The organism is Mesorhizobium sp. WSM4814, from assembly GCF_055811595.1.
The window spans coordinates 222,754-242,993 of the sequence record NZ_JBVVQT010000001.1; the positions used below are offsets into that span (position 1 = coordinate 222,754).

Here is a 20,240-nt window from a genome sequence, read left to right on the forward strand (position 1 = left end):
CCGTGGGTGGAAAGCAGCGCGCGCGTCGCTTATGAAGGAGGGATGTTCAGGCTCGCGCATATTTCCGATATCCACTTGGGACCGCTTCCCGGTGTAACCTATCGCGATCTCGCCTCCAAGCGGGTGGTCGGTTACGTCAACTGGCAGCGCAATCGCCGCCGCCACATGCGCGACGCCGTCATCGACACGATCGTCGCCGATATCAAGGCGAGCGCACCCGATCACCTTGCCGTCACCGGCGATCTGGTCAATCTGGCGCTCGATGGCGAGATCGAGATGGGCAAGCACTGGCTGGAGACGCTGGGCTCCCCCGACGATGTGTCGGTCGTTCCGGGAAACCACGACGCCTATGTGCCCGGTGCTTTCGACAAGTCCTGCCGGTCGTGGACGGCGTGGATGACCGGCGACGGCGTCAATACGCCGGTCGACCGCGAAGCCTTTCCCTATCTGCGCGTGCGTAGCAACGTCGCGCTGATCGGTGTCACGACGGCGCGGGCGACGGCTCCGTTCATGGCCAACGGCTTTTTTCTGGAAGACCAGGCGGAAAGGCTGCGCGACATGCTCGATGCCACGGCCAAACGGGGGCTGTTCCGGGTGATCATGATCCACCATCCGCCAGTGCGCGGCGCCGTTTCGCAACCCAAGCGGCTGTTCGGCATTGCCCGCTTCCAAAAGGTCGTTCAGCGGCACGGGGCCGAGCTTGTGCTGCACGGCCATTCGCACGAGCCGACGCTGTTCTCGATCAATGGGCGCGGCGCCAAAATTCCAGTGGTCGGCGTCGCTGCCGCAGGCCAGGCGCCAGGCGGCAGGCGTCCAGCGGCGCAATATAATCTGCTGGAGATCGATGGTGAAATAGGCAACTGGCGGCTCAGGCTGACGCGACGTGGCCTGACCGGGCCGGCCATCCCGCCTGCCGATCTCGAGGTTGTGGAGCTTGGCGCGGACGCTATGGCCTAGAGCCTGTTCCATCCCGATGGAATCGGGATGGGGCTCTATCTTTTTGCTTGACCATGATCTTTTCCGAAAACCGGTTTCCACTTTTCGTTACGCGGACCTTCGGTTCAGGATCATGGTCCAAAACTCAGTCCCATCGCAACGAGGCGGTCCCAGAACAACACGATCGATACCGCCAGCCCGACCAGGGCGCCGGCAGCGATCAGGCCGAGACCGGAGAGAAAGGCTGACCAACGCTTGCGGCGCTTGATGGATCGCAGCGGCGGCTCGGCTTCCGGGACCAAGGCACGTTTCAGGCCGGCGACAGCCTGCTCGACCCCGCCTTCCAGCATTCTCTGGCGTTCGATGACGCGCTCCGCGACGTAGCGCGTCACCTGATCGGCAACCGGTTTCATCTCGGTCGATTCGGCGAGCACCACGCGGCCGATGCGCGTGTCCTTGAGGAAGCGATAGGTGCGGCGGTCGCGCCCCATGGCGACATGGCTGACGGCGTCGATCCAGAGCCGCGGCTGCAGCCCGGACGAGACGGCGAAGTCGAAATTGTCCATGTCGGCGGGCACGTCGGCGAAGATCGGCGCGAGTTCGGCGGCAAGCAATTCCAGCCGCATGCGATGCGCCTCGCGCATGTCGACCACGACGTCGTCGCGGTCGGCGAAGGCGTTTTTCACGTCGCGGATGGCGTCGGACAAGTTTCGCGACTGATCGGCCTGGCTTATGGTCTCGGCTGCATCCTTCATCGGCGTTGCCTCGCGGGTTTGGTTAACACCGAATTAACACAGTCGCTGGCAAAATGCAGCAAAATGCACTTGTGAGATCGATAGGCGGCTTGCAAAATCCGGCCCGAAGCCGCGCTTTGACAGGGATCAGCCCGCTGCGGGAGCGGAGTTTGGACGAAGCGGCCTGCTGCGGCGTTTCATGTTGTGGCGGACGATCTCGGCGATCAGGCCGGGCGCTTCTTCGACCAGCATATGGCCGGCCTCCGACACGTGGTGCAGGTGGAAATGCGCCGGCAGACCATCGGCTTGGCTGCAGGGCAGCACCGCGTCATCGGTCCCCCAGACCACAATCACCGGCATAGCCAGGGTTTCGAGCCGTTCGCGCGGGATGACGCCCTGCCGATCATCCCTGGTCATGGCGGCCGCGATCTCGACAAGTTTGTGCAACTGGCCGGGACGGGCACGCATGTCGCCAAGCACATCCACGATGCGCTCCAAGGGCGGGCTTTGCGGTCCGGACATGGCGGCGAGGCAGGCGCGAATTTCACTTTTGCCGGCTGCTGCGGCGTAACGGCGCAACAGCGGGCCATTGATCTCAGTGCCAAACCCGCCCGGCGCCAGAAGCGTCAGCGAGGCTATCTTTGCGGGTTCGGCCAGTGCCATCAGCACAGCCGCCGCCCCGCCCATCGAATGGCCGACGAGATGCACCCTCCTGAGTCTGCGTGCGGCGAGGTCTGCCAGAACAGCCCGGGCGGCCGCCTTGGCCGGACCGCCACCCGGGAAATCGAGGGACAGCCCATGGCCCGGAAGATCATAGGCCAGCGTCCGTGAATCAGGTGCCAGTGTCGAAATCACCTCGTGCCAGTCGCCGTGGCAACCGCCGAAGCCATGCAGAAATACAACCGTCTTCGGGCCGGCGCCCCGTTCGGCAGCGTAAAGCGATGAAATCATGAAAATTCTATGGTTTTACGCGAATTCGGATGTGGCGGGATTGCGTCTTGTACCAGGTTCGATGGCCAGTAAATTTTCGCGATCGGCCGTTCTGGTCGCAAGGACTAGCTGGCATTGCTGAGCCCGGCGGCACGCAAAGCCTCGACCAGCCGCTCGGTCAGATCTGCGGGGTATCTCCGCTCGACAAAAGCCGCGCGCGGATCGGCGGCGAATTTCGGGAACTTGACAGTCAACTCGTCCAGAAGTTCGTGCGCCAGTTGATCGCGGCCGGCGGTCTTGGCGGTGATCAGCCGCGCTGCCAGATAGTGCGATTTCGTCGGCGTCGCCTGCAGCGCATCGCTGGCAAGCGCGGCCTTGTTCATATCGCCAGCCATGAACTGGCCGACGAAAAGCCCGTAATCCCACCAGGTCGGATGGGCGCTGGAGGTTTCGGCGGCGTGAGCAAGGATCGGCGTTCCCTCCCTGTACCTGCCGGCGAAAATCAGCCCGTAGGCGTAAGCTGCCGCCATGCTGAGGTCGTAAGGGTTGAGTTCGTAGGCCTTGCGCATCCAGCGGATCGATTCCTCCGAATTGCCGAGGCGGGAATTGAGATAGCCATAGGCACGGTGGGCATAGGGGCTGGTCGGCCCCATCTGCACGGCGCGACGCGCCAGCGACATCGCCTGTTCGATCGTTGCGCCGGCTGGATAGGCGTAGTGATCTGTGCCCGCCTCGAGATGCAGGGTCGCCAGCTCCGAAAAGACGAGCGACGATTTCGCATCCCGATCGACCAGGATTTCGAGGCAGCGATAGGCAGCCTCATGGGTTTTGGCGCCCTGGTCGAGATAGTATTTGTCGTTGAGCAGCAGACATTCCGTCAGGCCGGTCTGAAGGCCGCTCTGTTCGATATAGTTGTAGATCGCGCCCGAGGCGGGAACGGCCGAACTCAAAATGCCGGCGACACTGTCCTCGACGGTGGAGGGTGTGCTGTCGGCGGCAGTCAAGTTGCGTGACAGCAGGACCCGCCCGGTCGCCACGCTTTGAAGCTCCAGCGTGACATCGCCTGCCGTTGGCCCCGGCAAGACATCGAATACGAAGCTGATCGCATCGGCGACCGGATCGGGCTGGCCGTCAGCATCGCGACCGATGAAGCTGACCGTGTCGAAGCGGCTGAGGCCGGCGCGCAGCGATGCGGCGACGCGGGCAGCCTCGGCACTGTTGGTTTTCACCGCAATGTAGACGAGCGGAAGGCTTTCAGCCGGAGCCCATGGCGCAATGCTGCCGGTTGCCACCGCATTTTCAATCGTCGGCGCGGCATCGCTTCCGGCCAGCAATGCGCTGCCTCCCTGACGAAGGATCAGCACGCCCAGCATGGCGATGACCAGAGCGATCGCCAGCCAGAAGAACTGGAGATGGCGCAGCAGCGAGGGTGCCGGCTGGCGAACGACGGGGGACGATGCGGCAGGTGCGGCCATGCCGGGTTCTTCGGGCGATTCCGGCAAGGTGGCCGCCGCCTCGGTGTGTTTCTCCGACGCCGGCTCGACCGGCAGGCGGATCGCGTTGAGTTCATAGGATGGAACATAGCCGCCACGCGGAATGGCAATGCGGATCGGCTCGGCAACACCCTCATTGGCAAAGTAATGCTGCAGAAGCTCGCGCAGCCTGCCCGCCTGCACCCGCACCACGGCGTCGGTCGACGGATCGAAATCGCCGTCCTTGCCGAAAACATCCATCGCGATGGAAAAGCCCTTGAGCTTGTCGGCTTCGCCTGCCTGCTCGCGCTCGACCAGATAGCGAAGCAGCTTACGCGCTCGTTCGGATCTCCCGAACGTTTCGCTGGCTAGCAATCGCTCCAGCGTCTCGCGCACTGCGGGGGCGGCAGGCGTGGCATGCTGCAAGTGTCGATCCTCTCGAAGTCGGCACAGGTTAAGACGCAATCATATAGCGCCTGTACTGCCTTACAAGCATGCATCCATTATGCGATCGCGTACCCCACCGGATAATATTCCGGTGGTTAATGGCGCGAAAGACTGGAGCAGGATGATACCATCCGGGGTCATCTTGCTCCAGCTCAGCTCCTCTAGTCGGCCTTTCCGCCGACGATGCGATTGGCGGCGGAAACCACGGCTTCCAGCGAAGCGGCGACGATATTGGTGTTGATACCGGCGCCGAACAGCTTGCCGCCGGGATGCTCCATCTCGACATAGGAGATGGCCGAGGCATTCGAGCCGCGCTGCATGGAGTGCTCCGAATAGTCGAGCACCGACATCGGCACGCCGACATAGCGCGACAGCGCGTCGACAAAGCCGTCGATCGGGCCGGTTCCGGAGCCTGATATCGTCACCTCCTTGCCGCTGTCGAGGATGATCGCCTCCACCGCGCGCCGCCCCTTGATCTCGATATCGGGATAAGTGTGGTGGTCGAGGAATTTCAGCCGCGCGCCGGGCTGATCGACGTAGGTCTCGAGAAAGCGCCCGTAGATGCGCTTGGCCGGCACCTCCTTGCCTTCGGCGTCGGTGATCGCCTGAATCGCCTGACTGAACTCGATCTGCAGGTTGCGCGGCAGATTGAGGCCGTAGTCCGCCTGCAGCACATAGGCGATGCCGCCCTTGCCGGACTGCGAGTTGATGCGGATGATCGCCTCGTAGTTGCGCCCGACATCGGCCGGGTCGATCGGCAGATAGGGCACTTCCCAGTACGGCGTGTTGGCCTTGCGCAACGCCTTCATGCCCTTGTTGATGGCATCCTGGTGCGAGCCGGAAAAGGCGGTGTAGACGAGCTCGCCGACATAGGGATGGCGCTCGGGGATCTTCAACTGGTTCGAATATTCGTAGACGTCCTTCATCCGGTTGATGTCGGAGCAGTCGAGTTCGGGATCGACGCCTTGCGTGTACATGTTGAGCGCCAGCGTGACGATGTCGACATTGCCGGTGCGCTCGCCATTGCCGAACAGCGTGCCTTCGACGCGGTCCGCGCCCGCCATCAGGCCGAGTTCGGTGGTGGCGATCCCGGTGCCGCGGTCATTGTGCGGATGCAGCGAAATGAGCAGGTTCTCGCGGTTGTCGAGATTGCGGCACATCCATTCGATGCGATCGGCATAGATGTTGGGTGTCGACATCTCGACCGTGGACGGCAGGTTGATGATCAGCTTGTTTTCCGGCGTCGGCTTCATGATTTCGGTGACGGCGTTGCAGATTTCCAGCGCCACTTCGAGCTCGGTGCCGGTAAAGCTCTCCGGCGAATATTCGAAACGATAGAAGCCGCCGGCCTTCGCTGCCATGTCGGTGATCATCTTGGCCGCATCGGTGGCGATCCGCCTGATGCCGGCGACGTCCTTCTCGAAGACGACGCGGCGCTGCAGTTCGCTGGTCGAATTGTAGAAATGCACGATCGGGTTGGTGGCGCCCTGCAGCGCCTCGAAAGTGCGGGTGATCAGTTCCGGCCGGCACTGCACCAGCACCTGCAGCGAGACATCGTCTGATACATTGCCCTCTTCGATGCACCAGCGGGCGAAATCGAAGTCGGTCTGCGAGGCCGACGGGAAACCGATCTCGATCTCCTTGAAGCCCATGTCGAGGAGCAGGGCGAACATGCGCGCCTTGCGCTCGTGGCCCATCGGATCGATCAGCGCCTGGTTGCCGTCGCGCAGGTCGACCGAGCACCAGATCGGCGCCTTGTCGATGACTTTCGAAGGCCACACGCGGTCGGTGAGACCGACGGTCGGGTAGGGTTGGTATTTGCGGGCTGCCTCCGGCATGCCCTTGGCATCCTTGCCCATCTCCCCGCTTTCTGAGCGGATCTCTTCTCGTGCGTTCATTGTCGTCTCTCCCGGCGGCTCGTGGGATCCGCCTTCAGGCGGATTTGGTGCCGAGCGGCGCCTTTACCAGATGTTCATTCGCTAGATGTGACTTGCCAATTTTGAGACTGGCCAAGGAGCATGCGCGTGAGCGGCGGTTCGACCGCCGGGCGCTCCTTCAGCGAACCCGGCGATCGCCGATAAGGCCGAGCAGCAGCAGAGCGGAAGCAAGCGCGCGCACGGTCTCGCCGGCAAAGCCGGTCTGACGGGAAGCGACGGAGGTGGCGCGGTTGGTCATGGCGGTTTTCATACAGGAGCAGCCAAAGCGAGGCAAGTGGGGCCGAACGACAGTGTCGTAAGCAGATGAGTTGTCCGGATTAGGTAGCACAGGAGTTGTCCGGTTTTGTTGCCAGCGCATGGAGGCTGGGGATGAAACGGACAGCATGGCAACCCAGCGTCGAACACTCGCCGTCCATAGCGACATTGGCCGTCTCTCGATCGAACCCGGCGCCGACTGGAACAAAAAGCGTTCCTGCGTTGTTCTCCAACCGTCCCGGTGTTCGAAGGGGCTGGGTTGTACGCCGGCCAGAGGCGATCCTTGCGGCAGGCGCTCGGCGGGCACGCAAAGCCAAGGGAAAAGCGAGGCAAATGGATCCTGACGACTCAACACAGAACGGATCGTCACTGTGTTCGGCGGGACAGGTTTTCTCGGGCGCCGGATCGTGAAGCGGCTCCTGGAAAGGGGTTTCACGGTCCGCGCCGCATCCCGCCACCCGGCTCGTGTGGGCCAGGTTTTTTCCTCAACGGCAAGGCCGCCCGAAGCCGTCGAGGCGGACATATTGGATGCGTCCTCGATCGGGACGGCCATTGACGGATCACAAGCGATCGTGAACGCCGTCAGTCTCTACGTCGAGCAGGGCGCCCAGACGTTTGAGCGCGTGCATGTGGAAGCCGCAGCTGAACTTGCCGCCGCGTCGCGCGCTGGCGAGGTCGACCGGTTCGTCCAGATTTCAGGGATCGGCTCCGATCCTCAATCGGATTCGAACTACATCAGGGCACGTGGGCGCGGAGAAGAGGCGGTGGCGAGCGCATTTCCCGGCGCCATCATTGTGCGTCCCGCCGTCATGACGGGACCTGACGACGTTTTCCTCACGACGATTGTCAGGCTGATACGTCTCCTGCCGGTTTATCCGCTGTTCGGCGATGGCGGCACACGGCTTCAGCCGGTCTATGTGGAAGACGTCGCAGACGCAGTCAGCCGGCTGATCGGCGGGCGAAACCACAAGGGCTCATCGATATTCGAATTCGGCGGCCCGCGCATCTACACCTATAAGGAACTGCTGCGGGAGATCGCCCGACAGCTCGATACCCACATCAGGCTGATGCCGGTGCCGTTTGCGGCGTGGGACGCCTTGGCCGGCGTCGCGGAACTCCTTCCGGGAGCGCCGATAACGCGCAACCAGGTCGATCTTATGCGGCACGACAATGTGGCCGCAATCGGCGCGCCGGGCCTGAAGGAACTCGACATCGCGCCGCGCGACATCGAGGAGGTGATCCGCTTGATCGAACGGCGCGCGTGAGGCTGCTCGGGCCGGTCTCCTGTTTATTTAGCAAGACTCTCCTTGGCAGGACTCTACGATCCTGCCGGGAACCTATCGCCATGCGGCGGGTTGGTCGAGTTTGAACCAATGAAGAAGAGGAAAAGAACCATGGCCAGATGCGATCAATGCGGGAATGACTACGACAAGGCTTTCGAAGTGACGCTGGCTGAGGAAAGTTATGCGTTCGACAGCTTCGAATGCGCGATCCAGAAACTTGCGCCGCTCTGCCCGCATTGCGGGTGCCGGATCATCGGACATGGTGTCGAACAAGATGACATCATCTACTGCTGCGCACATTGCGCCGCGGAGGAAGGTGCAAGCGCGCTGACCGATCGCGCGCCTTGATGCTTTGGCCCCGCTTCGTCAAGTTCGCTCCACCATTTGCTGGGTCCACGCGAGATAGCCGGGTGCGATCGCGTTGATGGTGATGGGTGACGCGCTCAGCGGCAGTGGAGCAAGCCCAGCCTGTGCAGGACCACATGCGGTTCGAGACGGTGCAATTTTCCCGGCAGCGAGCGGCTATTCCAGACTGATTGTCAAGGTTGTCAAGGTTGACAAAGTTGCTCGCAGCGCCATATTGTCTCGTCAGGAGGCAGAACCCATGGCAGGCAAAACGCGAGCCGAGGCACCGGCCGTCACCGCGAAGACACAGGGCCCGGGCGTGCTGACAATGTTCACGATGAAGGGTGACCCGATCAAGGCGCTGTCCGGGTTCAAGCTGCCGGCCGGCGCACATGTGGCGATCGTGTCCGGAAAACCGGAGTCCGTCAGCGCGATCAGGAAGTCGGTGCGCGGTCGTGTGGTTCGCATCACCGAGGTTGTCGAGCGAGCCCCGCAGCATACTCAGGTTGAGCGCAAGCCGTTAGTGGACAGGGCCGCATTCGAGCCTGACGCGCGCAGCCGCGCGATGCTTGAAGGTGTCCGTATTGCACAGCAGGATCTGCGCGACGCAGGCGGTGCCTATGACCTCGATCAGGTCCGCACCCTGTTGCACGGCGTCTCCCGGCAGGCGATCGACAAGCGAGTGCAGGACGGCTCCTTGCTTGCCGTTCCCGGCCCCAGCAACCGTCGCAGCTATCCGACGCTGCAGTTCAACCGCGACGGCACAGCTGTACCCGGGCTTAAAGCCGTTCGTGAGGCTTTGCAGACCAGCAATTCCTGGGCGGTGCTCAACTTCCTTTCCCAGCCGGATGCAAGGCTGGGCAATCGCAAGCCCATCCAGCTTCTCAAATCCGGCCAGATCGAGCTCGTGCTTGAAGCCGCGAGGCGGCACGGTGAGCAGGGGGCGTGAGCGGGCCACTCCCTCCCGCAGACCTGGACAGGCCGCCTGCCCGAACTGGTGAAGCTACCGGCAGGGCAGGAGGTTCACCGCTTCTACTCGGCCAAGTGGGAGCCGATCTTCTTCGACAGGTCGACCGAAGGGCGGTTCAATGCTCCCGACGCCTCCTATGGGGTTCTCTACGCCGCAAAGGAGATCAACGGCGCGTTCGCCGAGACGTTTCTGCGAACTCCTGGGCACACGCTCATCGACGCGGATCTGCTGCAGCGGAAGGCGTACGTTCGCCTCATCGTCCAAAGAGACCTGAAATTGATCCGGCTTGCCGGGCCCGGTCTCGCCCGCCTTGGGGCGACCGCAGAAGTCGCCCAGGGCGGACTGCCCTACGACGTGCCGCAGGTTTGGTCGACCGCATTGTCGGGTCATCCAATTGGCGCTGATGGAATTGCCTACCATGCCAGGCATGACGACGCCCAAGTCTGCTACGCGCTGTTCGAGCGATCGGCAGATGCAATCGCGGAGGCGGCACGCGAGATCGACCTCGACCAGGATTGGTTCTGGCGGGTCGCCGAACGCTACCGTGTCGGCCTGGCTCCATAGGGCGAGCCGGTCGTCGAGCCTAGCTGTCCTTCCTCGGTCTCTCGGCGACGATATTGCCGCGCTTCTTCCACTCCGAGAAGCCGCCGCGCAGGCTGCGCGCGTCAAGTCCCATCTCCTGCGCGACCTTGGCGGCGAGCAGCGAGCGCCAGCCGGACGCGCAGTAAAACACAAAGGTCCTGGGCTCGGCGAATATCGGCTTGTGGTAGGGGCTTTCCGGGTCGATCCAGAATTCGAGCATGCCGCGCGGCGCATGGAACGCGCCGGGGATCATGCCCTCGCGCTCCAGTTCCCGCGGATCCCGGATGTCGACCATGACAACGCCGTCGGGAATGGTAGCCATGTCCGCTGCCTCGACCGAGCGGACGACCGCATCGGCGTCGGCCAGCAGGTCCTTGTATCCCTTCGGCATGGTCAGCGCCCCATCGCGTAGAACTCGTCGTTCGGCCTCATGCTGGTGACGTTGGCCAGCCGGTTTGACATGGCGAAGAAGGCGGCGATGGCCGCGATGTCCCAGGCGTCCTCGTCGGTGAAGCCATGCATCTTGAGGTCGGCGATGTCCGCGTCGCCGACCTCGTAGGCGCGCGCGGAAACCTTCATGGCGAAATCGAGCATTGCCATCTGGCGCGGGGTGATGTCGGCCTTGCGGTAGTTGGTGGCCACCTGATCGGCGATCAGCGGGTTCTTTGCGCGAATGCGCAGGATCGCGCCATGGGCGACCACGCAGTACTGGCACTGATTGGCATTGCTCGTGGCCACGACGATCATCTCCCGCTCGGCCTTGGTGATCGGGCCGGGCTTGTCCATCAGCGCGTCGTGATAGGCGAAGAAGGCGCGGAACTCGTCCGGCCGATGCGCAAGCACGAGGAAGACGTTGGGCACGAATCCCGACTTCTCCTGCACGGCGAGTATCCGTTCGCGGATGTCGTCGGGAAGGCCGGCGATCTCGGGAACGGGGAAGCGGCTTATAGCGGGCGCGGTCATCTGTGTTCTCTCCCTTGCACGGCCGTCAATGCGATCAGCTTTAGGCCATCGAACGCTTTTCGGCGAGCCTCATGGAAGGGCTGGAAGTGCCGAGGATGCGGTGGTCTCGCAGTCGCCGCGCGAGTTCCAATCGCTGTGGACGATGCGGGACTCCTGCGTCGACTATGTGCGCACGCGCGATCACATCGTCGGCGGGGTGGAGGCAGTGTATCGCATGGTTGCGGAGAGCGGCGGGTCGATCGCGGCCGAACATCGCGCAGCGCGCACTAGCGAGGATGACAGCTATCGCTATAAAGTCGGAGCGGCCAGCCGCCGGCCAGGTTGAAAAGCGTCACCCCAGGACCATGGCTGCGAAAGTCGGGAACATTGCTCGACACGGGCTTATTGGCAGGCACGCAACCGTGCTAGCAAAGCCGTGACCAGCGAAAGCAACAAAACGGCGGTTTGGCCGTTCTGATCAGCCGCACAAGCGGCGGGGCATCCGAAGACATGACTACGCCGCAAATTCTGTCGTTCGCCGTTATCTTCGTAATGATGGCGGCGCTCGTGTGGGGTCGGTATCGATATGATCTGGTTGCAGCCGCGGCACTGTTGTCCGCACTCGCGGTTGGCATCGTGCCTTTTGACGAGGCCTTCAGCGGGTTCAGCGACGATATCGTGGTCATTGTCGGCAGTGCCCTGCTGGTGAGCGCAGGCATCGCACGCTCGGGCATCATGGAAGTCGCCATCAGGCGTTTCGCTCCGAACCTGTCGGGCGTTCGCTCGCAACTGGCGCTGCTGGTGATCGTGGTCACGATCCTGTCTGCCTTTGTAAAGAATATCGGTGCGCTCGCGATCATGATCCCGATAGCTTTCCAGTTCGCGCGCCGGTCGAGCGTTTCACCGTCGATATTCCTGATGCCTATGGCGTTCGGGTCGCTGCTCGGTGGACTCATGACGCAGGTGGGGACATCTCCCAATGTCGTTGTGTCGCGGGTGCGGGAGGAACTGACCGGCACCGCCTTCACAATGTTCGATTTTACACCTGTTGGAGCCGCCCTGGCCGCCGCAGGAACGATCTTCCTGGTGTTTTTCTATTGGCTGTTGCCGGTGCGCGAAAAGCTGGGCGGGTCGGTGAATGAAGCCATCGATATCAAGAATTACCTGACAGAGGCCCGCATTGTCCGCGATTCCACTGTGCTCGGCAAAACCGTCGCAGACCTCATGAAGCTTTCCGGCGGCGATGCTGTCGTGACGTCGATCCTGCGCAACCGGACCATGCGGATGACGCCACTGCCCGACGTTGTCCTCAAGATGCACGACATTCTGCTGCTCGAGGGCGACCCAGGGGCGCTGGATCGCCTTGTCTCCCAGGGCAAGCTCAGCGTTACGGGCAGCAGGGCCGGCGGGGATGATACGGCCGGCGAGCTGGTCGCTATCGAAGCCGTCATCGGTGAAAACTCCCCGTTGATCGGCTGGACGGCCCAGCGCCTTGCCCTCTATCACCGCTTCAATGTCAACCTCCTGGCTGTCAGCCGTCACGGCGAGCGCCCCGACCGCAGGCTGGCCGAAATCCAGCTGAGGCTGGGCGACGTCATCGTGCTGCAGGGCAATGCAGCGACGATACCCGAGATACTGCGTGAACTCGGCTGCCTGCCGCTGGCAGAAAGGGCTATCCTGCTTGGCAGCGTCCGCAAAGGTGTTGTGCCGGTAACCATCCTTGCTCTCGCCATGGTGGCGACTGCGCTCGGGCTGCTCCCGGTCTCCGTCGCTTTCTTTACGGCCGCGGTCGGGATGGTGCTTTTCAAGGTCATCCCGGTCCGGGACGTCTACCAATCACTGGACGGTCCAATCCTCGTCATGCTCGCCGTTCTCATTCCGGTGAGCGATTCGCTACGCAGTACAGGGGCGACAGGCGTCATTGCCGGCGAGCTTGCCAAACTGGGGACCATTCTTCCGGCGCCCGGCGCATTGACGCTCATCCTTGTCGCCGCGATGGCCGTTACGCCATTCCTCAACAATGCCGCCACCGTTCTGGTCATGGCGCCCATCGCCGCCGCGTTTGCCGGCGATCTCGGCTACAGGCCGGAAGCATTTCTGATGGCAGTCGCCATTGGCGCCGGCTGCGATTTTCTCACTCCGATAGGCCACCAGTGCAACACGCTCGTCATGGGGCCGGGCGGCTACCGTTTCAGCGACTATCCACGCCTGGGACTGCCGCTATCGTTCCTCGTCGTCATTGTTGCCGTGCCGATGCTCATGATCGTTTGGCCGATGAACTGATATGCGGCGGACGGTGCGATCCTGGCGGCATCGTCGCCTTACGCGCAATATTTCCCGCAGGTGGTGATCGGAGCCCGGAAACGCATGTGAACCGTCTTGCCGAGTTGTCAATTGCATTCGGGGCGCTTCCGGCCAGCTTCTGCATCCCTAATTTGGTTGGACATGATCTCGACAAACGTTCTGACAGTCGGACGGCTCTTCCAATCCTCCGTGGTGGCGATCTGAAACTTGGCCCTGTAAGAAAAAATGTCCGGGCGAATTGGCCTGATCCGCCGGGTTTGCACGAACTGCTCCGCATAGTGGTCCGGAAGGTAGCCCAAATAGCATCCAGACAGGATCAGGAACGCCTCGGCCTCCATGTTCGACACCGTGGCGTGCGGGGTCGAGATCGCAAAAATCTTGATGTCGCGCGCCGCCCAATAGCTGCGTGCGATAATCCGGTGCATGCGCACCCGATCAATATCGATGCTTTGGTCCGCAAGAGAAAACAGCGGATGTCCTGCGCCGCAATAGAAGTTCTGGGTCTCCTCATAGAGATCGATATAGGCAAGTCCCAGCGCCATGCGCGGGAAACTGCCGACGACAAGATCGAGCTTCTGGGCAACCACGTCCCGCAGCAGTTCTCCGGGCGACTTGGTTTCGATGAGAAGATGCAGCGCCGGTGCAACCTCGACCAGTTTTGCGATTGTCTCCGCCAGAGACGATCTGGGATCCGTAATGACGTTGTCGAGGAGGCCAATGGAAAGGCTGCCGCCAAGATTGGAGCGCAAGCCTGCCACCTTGCGGCTGAACAGATCCAGAGAGCCAAACAGCCGCTGGCATTCATCGAAAACCAGACGGCCACTTTCCGTCAGTTGAAAGCCGCCGCGCCCGCGCTTGCAAAGGGTAACCCCCAAGCGCTGTTCCAGTGCAGATATCTTCTCCGAGATGGTCGAGAGCGAAAGGTTCAGATCCGCTTGCGCTGCCGAAAGTCCACCCGCTTCCACGACCCGCATGAAAATGCGGATGAGACGGATGTCGGCATTGTCGACGGAGATCGCACTGCGCGCATTGCTGTCCGATTTGCGCATTTTTCCTCCTCCGCCACTCTGGATCGTTTTGTCGCCCACACCACCTAGTTCCTCTGCACGGTGATTTTGACAGGTTGGGCCGATCGGCGGCGACCGTCGACAATTCCTCTCAGCCAATTTCAGTGGCAAATCGCGAACCCTCGAGATTGGCTGAACCATCCTTCCACTTCGTCATCCCAGGGTCTGCGCCGCGTCGCTTCGCTCCTTGCTTGGCCCTTGGGATGACGAAGACGTGGTGGCTTATATCGCAAACCCTCGAGATTGGCAGGAGGAGATCGGTCGGCGGCAACCGTCACAGCCTCCTTCAGGCTCAGTCAAAGACCAAATCCTCTGTGCAGACGAACCTATGCAGCGTAAGTCACCTGGCCAGCGCAGATCGTGTAGAGCGGTGCCACGTTTACGATTGCTTCCGGATCAAGGCTTTCAAGATCGCTGCTCCAGATGACGATGTCGGCGGCAAAGCCTGGCTTTAGTTGGCCTTTCCAGGTCTCCGCGAATTCGGCATAGGCTCCCCGTACCGTATAGGCGTCGAGCACTTCCATAAGTGTCTGCCGATTGTCCGGAAGGTCGTCTCTCCATGGCTCGCGTGTCATCGCCGAATGCATCGACAGGATGGGGGAGACGGGAGAGACCGGCCAATCGGTAGAGAAGATGAGATCGATGCCAGCGTCGCGGATAGCGCGCCAGGCGTAAGCGCGCGCCCAGTTTTTGGCTCCGATGCGCGAGAGCGTCGGCTCGAGTGGCAAGCCCATCTGGCCGGGTGGAACTGTAGGCTGCATGGATGCGACGATTTTCATCTCCGCCATTCGGCCAATGTCGCCATCGCGCACCACTTCGATGTGCTCGATCCGGTGGCGGGTGTCGCGCGCGCCATTGGCGCGCCGCGCGGCAGCAAACCCGTCAATGACGCTCGACACCGCGCCGTCGCCGATTGCGTGGACTGCGACCTGCAAGCCACGCTTATCCGCTGCGATGCAGATGTGGTCGAAAATTGCCTGGTCGAAGCGCGGCTCGCCTTTCCAGCCGGGGCGATCATCGTAATCGTCGTACATGACTGCCGTGTGGGAATCGAGCACGCCATCCATGAACACCTTCACGGTGCCGGAATTCAGCCACTCTCCGCCGAACTCAGCACGCATCTGTGCAGCCTTGTCCATCTGTTCATCGATGTCGCCGCTTACATAATGCAGAGGTACGCGCCCGCGGCAGATCAAGCCGCCCTCCGCCTGAATCTCGGACAGCAATTCAAGCTGATAACGGTTGCCATCCATGTTCTGGAAGCTGGTGATACCGTGCGATGCCAGATGCTGGAGACCGCGCTTCAGCAGCCCGCGATCACAGGCCCGGTCAGCAGCAGAAGGCACGGGTTTCGGTTCGTCACCGGTGCTCAAGCCCAGCATATCGCGCCCACCGTTGGCGCTAAGTGCGATCACGTCATCAAAAGCATAGTGTTCACGCAACTCGCCATTGGCCAGGCCGTCGCCGCCCATCACGATCTCGTTGCCGGAGGGAAGGCGGCGGCCTTCCAGAAGTCCCGCCTTGGTCAGCGCGATCGTATTGGCCCAGACAGTATGGTGGTCAGGCGACATCACGGCGAGCGGCCGATCGGCCAGGATGGAGTCCAGAACGTGCCGGTCGACGCTGCGGCCGTTCCCAAGAATGGTGTAGTCGCAACCATTGGCCATCAAGAGCGGCTCGGTGGGATTCGATGCTGCATAAGCATCGACAGCCGCCTTCATCGCGTCATATCCCTTCACGTCAAAGAGGGATAGTTGGTCGAGCTTCGCCGAGCCGCCGAATAGATGAATATGGCTTTCGTTGATGCCGGGTGTCACTGTTCCGCCACCCGCGTCGATGACCCGAGTCCCGGTCGTGCGATAGGCGGCAATCTCGCTGTTGCTGCCGACGGTCAGGATGCGACCGCCGGCAATTGCAATCGCTTCCGCATGCGGCAGATCCGGATTCATCGAAATGACCCGGCCATTGGTGATGATCATGTCTGCTGAAACGGCCATGCGTGTTTCCTCTTTCAGGCGCCTGTATCCCCTGGCGCCGTGCCTGTTGCTGTTCAACGGTGAAGTTGCGGCAGGTCTCGGTCACCTCGAAGCGGCCGCGTCGCATCGGCCAATGCCCTGCGAAATGCAGTCATTTTGTGTGTGCTCCGAGCAGTCTCGGGAGGTCACCGAGCCGGGCGACCAGCGAGAAGATGACAACGGTGACGACAACGAAAAAGATCGACGCCGAGGCCATGACCGGCGTGTAGCCATAGCGCAGCGAGTTGAAGATCTTCATCGGCAGCGTTTCGAGAACGGGGCCAACGGTCATGTAGGCCACCAGATATTCATTCAGCGACACGACAAAGGCGAAGGCAAATCCGGAAATCACATAGGGGCGGACCAGCGGCAGGACTACCGTCCTGAGGATGGTGCTGTTATCCGCACCCATCGTCGCGGCTGCCTCCGACAGGCTGTCATCGAGCGAGCCGAAGCCGAGCGCTAAAGCCACGAGCGGCAGGGAAACGAGGAAGATGCCGTGGCTGACGACGACGGTCCAGTATTGCCCGTACAGGCCGGTCTGCGTCCAGAAAGACAGGAAGCCCATTGCCGTGATCACCGGCGGCAGGAGGAAGGGGATCAGGCCGATCGCCAGGATGGCCTTGACCCATCCGAGCCGGTAGCGCCAATTGAACCAGGCAAGCGGAAAGGCGATTGCCACTGCAAAGCTTGCCGAAAACAGCGCGATGATCGTGCTGTTGAGCAAGGCTCCCGACCAATCCGGCATCCGGAACAGATCCAGATACCAACCCATGTTGAAACCCTGCGGCGGGAAGGTGAGCGACTTCTTCGAATTGATGGAGACGCCCAGGACGACGAGCAGCGGCGCCGCCATGATCAGCGCCAGTAGGCTGAAGAAGATGCGGCGAACCAGGGCCTGGGTCATCATGCGCGCGCCTTGCGGCCGAACAGGACGACAGTGGCGACGATGAGCATGGTCGCGATCACCAGGAACACCGCGAGTGCCGCGGCAAACGGAATGTTCGACTGCATGAGAGCCTGGTCGCTGATGACCACCGAGAGCGTCCAGTGTTGGGGTCGACCCAGGATCTGAGGCATCAGATAGGTGCCGAGCGTGAAGACCATGATCATCAGGAAGGTCGTGATGATCGTGTTTCGCTGCATGGGCAGGACGACGATGAAGAATGTGCGAAGCGGCGACGTGCCAAGCGTCCGGGCGGCCTCTTCGATGTGCGGGTCCACCCGTGACAGAATCGGGTAGAGCACGAGAACCGCATACGGGAACGCCGTGTAGACGACGCCTGAGACAAGCGCCCCCAGCCCAGGCGCATAGGAGGCCGGTTTGTCGAGCAGGCCTGCAAACACCAGCAGGTTGCTGATGCCGGCTGTCCGCGACAGAAGCGTTGACCAGGCAAAGCCAATGATCGATTCCGAGAGCGACAGCACAGACAACAGGAAGATCAGCCAGAACACCTGCGTCGAACGTGGCGCATTGACCAGCAGATAAGAAAACGGAAAGGCGATCAGGATGGAGATGGCTGCAACGGCCAGCGCCAGGCCGAAGGATGCTATGAGCAGGCCGACAAAGAACGGGCTGATCAGACGCTGATAGTTTTCCAGGGTAAGCATGGCCTCGGTGAGGCCGCCACCGGCATTCTTGTAGAAAGAAATCAGGATCATCGAGCCAAAGGGCACGACGAAGAACAGGATCAGCAGCGCTGCGGGAACGGCAAGCGGCAGGTATCCTGCCATCGACTGGGGTTTGGCGACGCTCATGCTCACCGCAGAACGACGCAGGCGGCGCCAGGAACATGAACATGCACCGCCTGCCCGACAGCCAGCCTGCTCTCCTTGCGCGGCGGGAGTGCCACGATCAGATCCTTGGACATGCCCTGGACAGCGACATTGACCTCGACCGCTGCCCCCAGATGGCGGGTGAAGGCGATGCGCCCGGACATGCTGCTGTCGCTTGCCTCCTCGCGCAGCTCGAGATCTTCGGGCCGAACCGAGAAGGTGAGGGTGCCTGATGAGGGGGCATCCATACCAGCGACCTCGCCGCCGGGAACGCTGACGCGTCCATTGGCGATGACCTTGCCGTCGATCAGATTTGCGGCGCCGATGAAATCCGCGACGAAGGCATTCGCCGGCTTGCGATAGATCTCCAGCGGCGGCGCTACCTGCTGGATGACGCCGCCCGACATGACGACCACGAGGTCTGCAGTCGTCATCGCCTCTCTCTGGTCGTGGGTGACCAGGAAGGTCGTGATGCCAAGCTCCTGCTGCAGACGTTTTAGTTCGACCTGCATGGCCTCGCGCAACTTGGCATCCAGCGCCGACATTGGCTCGTCGAGAAGAAACAGCTTTGGCTTCAACGCCAGCGCTCGCGCCATCGCGATGCGCTGGCGCTGACCGCCCGAAAGCTGAGTAATGGCCCGGTCGGCAACGCCCGGCAGATGCACAAGATTGAGAAGCCGCGCGACTTCCGCCTTCTGGATGTCCTTCGACGCGCCACGGATGCGCAAGGGATAGGCGATGTTTTCGCCCACGGAGAGATGAGGAAACAGCGCGAGTGACTGGAACACCATGCCAAAGTCCCGCAGATGGGCCGGGACTTTGGTAATATCGCTCCCATCGAGAACGATCCTGCCGTCGGAGGCGCTTTCCAGCCCGGCTATAATCCGCAGGAGGGTGGACTTGCCGCAGCCGGACGGACCTAGCAGGCACAAGAATTTTCCGTTTTCCACGTTGAGTGAGATGTTGCTCAGGGCGTTGACTGGACCATACGCCTTGTTGATCTTGTGGATCGCCAATCCAGACATGTGGTTAGCTCCCGGCAAAGCGAGCGGTGCGCAGCACCGCGTCGCGATCCTGTTTTGCGATGCGAGGGCGGATCAGCCCTGCAGCATCTCGCTCCAGACCTGGTTGATGAAGTCCGTCTTCAGCGCCTGCATCTTGTAATGCGGCGTGATGGGGTCGATGCTTGAGGAAACGGCGTTGAATTCCTCGTCGGTGAGATCTGTCAGCCCACGATCGACGACCGGGGCGCTGCCAAGCTTCCGGGCGAGTTTTGCCTGGATGGAGGGCTGCGACATGTAATCGATATAGACATGTGCAAGATCCAGTGCAGACGACTTCGTGGCTGCCCAGGAGCCGTAATCGTAAATCCCCCCTTCGACAGGCATGGTGGAGCGGACCGGGAAACCGTCCTTGATCGCCAGGCCGGTCACATCGTGGTAATACTGTCCCATCGGAATTTCGCCGGACTTGAGTGCCTGTTCGAACTGCGCTTCGTCCCGGTACCAGAGACGGACATTGGGCTTCAATTCGCCCACTTTCGCGGCCGCCTGGCGGATTCCCTCATCGGTATCGAGATGATTGATGCCGCCGAAGTAGACCTTGGCCGCAACTTCAAGAAGATACGAATTGCCGACATTGGCAAGCAGTCCAAGGCTGTCCTTGTATTTCGGATCCCAGATATCCTTCCAGGAGGTCGGGGCTTCCTTGTAAACCTCCGTGTTTGAAACCAGGGTGATGTACCAACTGGTGGCTGCGACGGCGGCGACCTCGCCGGTGGCAGTCGAACTGACCAGGTTTTGCTTGACGTGTTTCATATTGGGCATCTTTTTCGGGTCGAGCGGCGCCCAAAGCCCTGAATTGATGCCGCGAATTACCGGCACCCCTGCCATCATCGAAACATCCACCGGTGACTTGCCGGCCTTTTCCGCCTGCTGGAGCTGGATCAGCCAGACTTCGCCGGTCGGCTCGGCCACGCTCTCGACCGCGATGCCGGTGGCGGCGGTGAAGTCAGGATAAACCTCGGCATCGAATGTGTCCTTGAAATATCCGCCATACACGCCAATGCGCAACTTCTTCTCTTGCGCGCGTGCTATGTTTGGAAAACCGCCGATCATCGGCGCCAGCCCCAGGGCGGAAAGCCCCGTCAGAAGCTGACGGCGCCGGATAGGCCTGTTGATGATGCTGCCGTTAAACATGGTGCTCCCCTTTTTTTGGCATCCATTAACAACAGAGCGTCAACGAT

18 protein-coding genes are annotated in these 20,240 nt (G+C 61.6%); 6 read left to right on the plus strand and 12 right to left on the minus strand.

Features of this window, described 5'->3' with window-relative positions:
* The first annotated feature begins 42 nt into the window (after positions 1–42).
* Entirely contained in the window at positions 43–957 is a 915-nt protein-coding gene (locus AC0L2V_RS00965; RefSeq protein WP_473508236.1) for a metallophosphoesterase family protein, read from the plus strand.
* Positions 958–1,067: 110 nt separating this feature from the next.
* On the opposite strand, the gene AC0L2V_RS00970 is transcribed toward AC0L2V_RS00965, so the two are convergent.
* From AC0L2V_RS00970 to leuA, 4 genes are all read right to left on the minus strand, one after another.
* The gene (locus AC0L2V_RS00970; protein WP_473508238.1) at positions 1,068–1,691 is read right to left on the minus strand and encodes a hypothetical protein; all 624 of its coding nucleotides are present in this window, start codon (positions 1,689–1,691) and stop codon (positions 1,068–1,070) included.
* A 126-nt stretch (positions 1,692–1,817) separates the two neighbouring features.
* Positions 1,818–2,621, minus strand: a complete 804-nt coding sequence (locus tag AC0L2V_RS00975; RefSeq protein ID WP_473519165.1) for an alpha/beta fold hydrolase — start codon at positions 2,619–2,621, stop codon at positions 1,818–1,820.
* A 104-nt stretch (positions 2,622–2,725) separates the two neighbouring features.
* Positions 2,726–4,498, minus strand: coding sequence for a hypothetical protein (locus AC0L2V_RS00980; RefSeq protein ID WP_473519166.1), 1,773 nt, complete (start codon positions 4,496–4,498; stop codon positions 2,726–2,728).
* A 182-nt stretch (positions 4,499–4,680) separates the two neighbouring features.
* Complete coding sequence (leuA, locus tag AC0L2V_RS00985) at positions 4,681–6,417, minus strand: 2-isopropylmalate synthase (protein ID WP_473519167.1); 1,737 nt, start codon at positions 6,415–6,417, stop codon at positions 4,681–4,683.
* A gap of 665 nt (positions 6,418–7,082) precedes the next feature.
* Between leuA and AC0L2V_RS00990 the strand changes: the two genes are divergently transcribed.
* The 4 genes from AC0L2V_RS00990 to AC0L2V_RS01005 all read left to right on the plus strand — a co-directional run bounded on the left by AC0L2V_RS00990 (position 7,083) and on the right by AC0L2V_RS01005 (position 9,873).
* A complete protein-coding gene (locus tag AC0L2V_RS00990; RefSeq protein ID WP_473519168.1) occupies positions 7,083–7,976 on the plus strand; it encodes a complex I NDUFA9 subunit family protein in 894 nt (297 codons plus the stop codon).
* 108 nt (positions 7,977–8,084) lie between these two features.
* Entirely contained in the window at positions 8,085–8,342 is a 258-nt protein-coding gene (locus AC0L2V_RS00995; protein ID WP_473519169.1) for a hypothetical protein, read from the plus strand.
* 256 nt (positions 8,343–8,598) lie between these two features.
* Positions 8,599–9,288, plus strand: a complete 690-nt coding sequence (locus AC0L2V_RS01000) for a hypothetical protein (RefSeq protein ID WP_473519170.1) — start codon at positions 8,599–8,601, stop codon at positions 9,286–9,288.
* A gap of 48 nt (positions 9,289–9,336) precedes the next feature.
* Positions 9,337–9,873 (plus strand): RES family NAD+ phosphorylase, encoded by a 537-nt coding sequence (locus AC0L2V_RS01005; RefSeq protein WP_473519171.1) that lies wholly within the window; start codon positions 9,337–9,339, stop codon positions 9,871–9,873.
* A 19-nt stretch (positions 9,874–9,892) separates the two neighbouring features.
* Here the strand turns inward: AC0L2V_RS01005 and AC0L2V_RS01010 are convergent, their stop codons facing one another.
* Both AC0L2V_RS01010 and AC0L2V_RS01015 read right to left on the minus strand, forming a co-directional pair.
* The gene (locus AC0L2V_RS01010; RefSeq protein WP_287219980.1) at positions 9,893–10,282 is read right to left on the minus strand and encodes a rhodanese-like domain-containing protein; all 390 of its coding nucleotides are present in this window, start codon (positions 10,280–10,282) and stop codon (positions 9,893–9,895) included.
* 2 nt (positions 10,283–10,284) lie between these two features.
* Positions 10,285–10,854: a peroxidase-related enzyme gene (locus AC0L2V_RS01015; RefSeq protein ID WP_128174323.1), complete on the minus strand. Its 570-nt coding sequence runs from the start codon at positions 10,852–10,854 to the stop codon at positions 10,285–10,287.
* Positions 10,855–11,343: 489 nt separating this feature from the next.
* Here AC0L2V_RS01015 and AC0L2V_RS01020 point away from each other — a divergent pair, with 489 nt between their 5' ends.
* Entirely contained in the window at positions 11,344–13,116 is a 1,773-nt protein-coding gene (locus AC0L2V_RS01020; RefSeq protein ID WP_473519172.1) for an SLC13 family permease, read from the plus strand.
* A gap of 107 nt (positions 13,117–13,223) precedes the next feature.
* Here AC0L2V_RS01020 and AC0L2V_RS01025 read toward each other — a convergent pair whose 3' ends face one another.
* The 6 genes from AC0L2V_RS01025 to AC0L2V_RS01050 all read right to left on the minus strand — a co-directional run bounded on the left by AC0L2V_RS01025 (position 13,224) and on the right by AC0L2V_RS01050 (position 20,193).
* On the minus strand, positions 13,224–14,186 hold the full coding sequence (locus tag AC0L2V_RS01025) for a LysR family transcriptional regulator (RefSeq protein WP_473519173.1): 963 nt from the start codon (positions 14,184–14,186) through the stop codon (positions 13,224–13,226).
* A 344-nt stretch (positions 14,187–14,530) separates the two neighbouring features.
* Positions 14,531–16,201 carry an amidohydrolase gene (locus AC0L2V_RS01030; protein WP_473519174.1) on the minus strand — a complete coding sequence of 557 codons (1,671 nt, stop codon included), beginning with the start codon at positions 16,199–16,201 and terminating at the stop codon, positions 14,531–14,533.
* A 130-nt stretch (positions 16,202–16,331) separates the two neighbouring features.
* A complete protein-coding gene (locus AC0L2V_RS01035) occupies positions 16,332–17,126 on the minus strand; it encodes an ABC transporter permease (protein WP_473519391.1) in 795 nt (264 codons plus the stop codon).
* Positions 17,126–17,977 carry an ABC transporter permease gene (locus AC0L2V_RS01040; RefSeq protein WP_473519175.1) on the minus strand — a complete coding sequence of 284 codons (852 nt, stop codon included), beginning with the start codon at positions 17,975–17,977 and terminating at the stop codon, positions 17,126–17,128. The genes AC0L2V_RS01035 and AC0L2V_RS01040 overlap by 1 nt, the downstream gene beginning before the upstream one ends.
* Before the next feature lie 2 nt (positions 17,978–17,979).
* Positions 17,980–19,020 (minus strand): ABC transporter ATP-binding protein, encoded by a 1,041-nt coding sequence (locus AC0L2V_RS01045; RefSeq protein WP_473519176.1) that lies wholly within the window; start codon positions 19,018–19,020, stop codon positions 17,980–17,982.
* A 72-nt stretch (positions 19,021–19,092) separates the two neighbouring features.
* On the minus strand, positions 19,093–20,193 hold the full coding sequence (locus AC0L2V_RS01050) for an ABC transporter substrate-binding protein (RefSeq protein WP_473519178.1): 1,101 nt from the start codon (positions 20,191–20,193) through the stop codon (positions 19,093–19,095).
* Positions 20,194–20,240 lie beyond the last annotated feature (47 nt).